Below are 4,017 nucleotides of genomic sequence, written 5' to 3'. Positions count from 1 at the left end.
GTTGCTCAATATCGTAAACTTCCTTTTGTGTTGGGCGGAGAAAGGAGTGTCTCAACAGATGAACCAATGGTCTCCATTAATAAAAAGTTAGATGAAATAGAAAATGATAGTAGGATTTTAAGTGCTTCTTTCCATGTAGGGTATTTAAGACATGATAATTTTGCTGCAGGTTCTGGATTAATTGTTGTACCTTCTGATATGAAATACAAAGATTATGCACAAGAAGTATTAGATGATTTATATAGATTCTGTGTGGATAGATACAGTGAATTTAAGTACCACGGCCATGCATTAGAAGTAAAAGAGGCGATGAAAGAATCTATTGAGTGTGAATACAAGCATGTAGTTGTTACTGATTCTGGAGATAATGTGACGTCAGGAGCACTTGGAGATAATACCTATTTATTAAATGAATATTTATCTCTTGAAAATTATAATAATAAAAACTTATTATTTGCCGGAATTACGGATAATAAGTTGTTTAACTCCATAAATCGAAATGACAATCAGGATTATTTTGATATTGAATTAGGGACAAACACAGACGAATTATCAAGAAAAATAAAGCTAACAGTCAAGATTAAAAATAAAGGAGTTCTCCAACAAATATTCGGTGATAAAGACAATTATGGAGATACGCTGACATTATCCGTTAAGGGAAAACCAATTGATATAGTTCTCATTGATAAGTCCGTTAGTTTTGCTGAAATGCATCAATTTAATGCTGCTAATATTGAGTTGAATAACTACAATATAGTTGTAGTGAAACAAGGGTATATTTTCCCAGAATTAAAAGAGTATTGTAACTATTCAATCATGGCTTTAACTGACGGGACTACAAATCAACAAACCGAGAATATTGTATTTAAACAAATAATGCGTCCAATGTTGCCTTTTGACAAACTGAATGAATGAGAATTGAAAATAGAAGAAAATACATGCGCGAAGAACTAAATATTCATTTACCTGATGCAGTTCTGCTTTTGACAAGTACTGTGAGAGACGATAGACCTTTTCTGTTAAATAAAGAATAGTCTATGTATACTGACGAAGAATAATTATTTTATTTGAGAAGTATCTTTTTATTTAGAGCAACTCCTCTTCATGGGGGAGTTTATCTTCTAATTGTTTGTAACCGATTACAACGGAAGTGGAATGTTGTTTGTTATTTGAAGTTAAAAGCAACGGTAAAAACTAGCAGTAGCGCATTTAAGCATAGCGCTAAAAGAAATAGGAGGGGAAACAAATGAAATACGTGAATATGTCTAAAAAAGTATTAGAGTATATTGGTGGAGTTGAAAATATACAAAACGTAGGTCACTGTGCAACTAGATTAAGAATTAACGTAAAAAACGAAGAATTAGTGGATGAAGAAGCACTATCTAATCTGACAGACTTGCTTGGTCATGTTTTTAAAAATGGACAAGTACAATTAATTATTGGTGCCAACGTGAATGAGGCCTATAACGATTTTGTAGAAGTTTCTGGTTTTACTACGCAACTAGAAGAAGATGCAGAGCATGCAGAATCTAAAGAAAATAAGAAAAAGAATTTTATGTATTACGTTAATCTCGTAGGCGGGTTTAGTGCTGAGATTTTTATGCCTATCGTTCCAGCTCTGATAACTGGTGGTGTGATTTTAGCTGCCAACAATTTCATGGTCAATTATTTAGGAGTTTCTCCAGAAAGTGGTACTGCTACGATCATCTTAGCGATTTTTAGTGCAGCTTTCTCTATGCTACCTATTTATTTAGGATTTACTACTGCAAAAAAATTAAACCTTCCGCCAATCATGGGAGCCTTTCTAGGAGCAATTTTAGTAAGCCAATCTATTAGCGGAGTAGAAGGACTTGACTTCTTTGGCATCCCCGTGACGACAGTGGATTATGGCGGCAGCATCCTTCCGATAGTTATTGGTGTCGGTTTCATGTACTATGTAGATAAATATTTAGATAAACTAATCCCTGAATTTATTAAATACTTCCTTAAACCATTCCTAACGATGCTAATTGTAGTCCCATTTACATTAATTGTGTTTGGACCGATCGGAACTGTTCTCAGTGTTTACGTAGGTAACTTTGTTATTTGGTTAATGGATACAGCCGGTTTTATTGCCTTGCCAATATTGTCTGCTTTGTATCCTTATATGGTTATGCTAGGCCTAGACAAAGCTATTATGCCAATAGGATTTAATGCGGTCGCAACATTAGGTTATGATCCGGTAGTCATGGTTATGGGCTTTATTTCAAACTTGGCTGTTGGAGCTTCTGCTTTAGCTGTCAGCAGATCAATTAAAGAAAATAAAGAAAAAAGTGGAGCACTCTTTTCTTTTGGACTTACAGGGTTACTAGGTATTACTGAACCAGCATTTTACGGGGCATTAATAGGCCGTCCAAAAGCATTAATTGGCACTGCAATTGGGGCCACTGCTGGAGGTTTAGTTGGAGGAATTTTTCTGTTGAAGAGTTATGTTATGGGAGGAGCTCCAGGATTATTTACCTTATTATTCTTTATGGCTCCAGATGGAACGATGGGTAACATGGTCTTAGCAATCGTTACGGCCGCCGTCACTATTGGAGTTTCATTTGTTGCAACAAAAGTTATTTTGCACCAAGATGTTAAAAAAAAGGAGGTAAAAGAAGAGGTCTTAACAGCAAGCGAAAATAATTGAGTAATAAAAAATAAAAAGCAAACTTGTAAAAATAGAACTTACTAAAGCTGTAAAATGCTTCTAAGGTTAACTCATTTAGTAAACGTTAATTTTTTCGAGATTTATCTGTTAGACACACTGCATTCATTGTGGTGTGTCTATTTTTTTGTCTAATTTAATGAAGTATTCCACTATGCCTTACCGATTCCACTTTCCTATAGACGATCTCAAAGGGGCAACATGCTTCAAACTGATTCCATCAAGGATAATGAAGAGGCCAGTTGTTGTGCAAATTCAAGGTCTTCTGGCATTGACGGTTTCGTACACACCCCAACTATATAAAAAATAGTAGTGCATATCCACCGTCGTGGATACTGCACTACTAATCTTAGTATGTTTAACAAAGACCGAATAAAATATAAAAAGGCTTCAGATTCTTGATATTATTCTTTAATTCCTGAAATTACACGCCGGACTTTAGAAATAGAATCTTGTGATTTCTTTTGATTGAAGAACCTAAGGATGACATATAGTGAATCTATAATACTTAACTGTGCGATACGAGACGCCAACGCTTCAGAACGAAATTCTGTTTCTTCAGAGATTGAAATAAAAACAATGTCTCCAAGTTTAGCCAGAGGTGAATTCGCTTGGCTCGTCACAACGATAATTTTAGCTCCTGTTTCTTTCGCAGATTCGGCAATATAGATTGTTTCTTTGGATCTCCCTGTATGAGAGATGATGATTGCGCAGTCGTCTTTAGTTAATAGAGACACTTCCATCAACTGAATATGGTAATCCGTACTATGAAATACAGAGATAGATGTACGCAAGAATTTATGATAGGCGTCTGTTGCTACGATCTCAGATCCTCCAACGCCAAATAAGAATAAGCGCTGGGAACTACCAATCATATTTGCTGCTTGTTTTAAGTCTTCTTCTTTTAATAATTTTCTAGTATCAGTCAATGTTGAGATATTGGAATCAAAAACCTTTTGTGCCATTGTCAACTCATTATCATTTTTTTGGATATTTTCATGAATGGAGATAGCAGGTAAATCATTTTCTTGCATTAACATAGATAATTTGAAATCTTTAAATCCATTATAGCCTAGTTTTTTCGTGAATTGAAAGAAAGTGGAATCTGCAATTTCCAACTCATTTGCTAAATCGCTAATGGAACTGTGACTGACTTTACTGGGATTTTTTAAAATATAATCTGCGATTGCTTGTTCTTTTGGACTAAAGTCATTATACATTGTTTTGATCTGTAAACGAATCGAGACAGCCATAAAACGTTCCTCCTCATAATAATGATTATCCACTTTTTTGCTTATTGTTTAACAATACAATATTTAGAGAGAAAA

The 4,017-nt window shown here is 34.6% G+C and carries 3 protein-coding genes; 2 read left to right on the top strand and 1 reads right to left on the bottom strand.

Annotated elements, in window-relative coordinates:
- Together RT405_RS00755 and RT405_RS00750 are read left to right on the top strand one after the other, a co-directional pair.
- A partial coding sequence (locus RT405_RS00755) for an MlrC C-terminal domain-containing protein (protein WP_313466778.1) occupies positions 1-915 on the top strand: 915 nt, incomplete at its 5' end.
- Positions 916-1,246: 331 nt separating this feature from the next.
- The gene (locus tag RT405_RS00750; protein WP_313466777.1) at positions 1,247-2,671 is read left to right on the top strand and encodes a PTS transporter subunit EIIC; all 1,425 of its coding nucleotides are present in this window, start codon (positions 1,247-1,249) and stop codon (positions 2,669-2,671) included.
- A 422-nt stretch (positions 2,672-3,093) separates the two neighbouring features.
- Here RT405_RS00750 and RT405_RS00745 read toward each other — a convergent pair whose 3' ends face one another.
- Complete coding sequence (locus tag RT405_RS00745; protein WP_313466776.1) at positions 3,094-3,942, bottom strand: MurR/RpiR family transcriptional regulator; 849 nt, start codon at positions 3,940-3,942, stop codon at positions 3,094-3,096.
- Positions 3,943-4,017 lie beyond the last annotated feature (75 nt).

The sequence above is a fragment of the Carnobacterium sp. genome (assembly GCF_032094055.1).
Lineage (GTDB): Bacteria > Bacillota > Bacilli > Lactobacillales > Carnobacteriaceae > Carnobacterium_A.
This window is presented reverse-complemented; position numbering and strand designations above follow the sequence as displayed.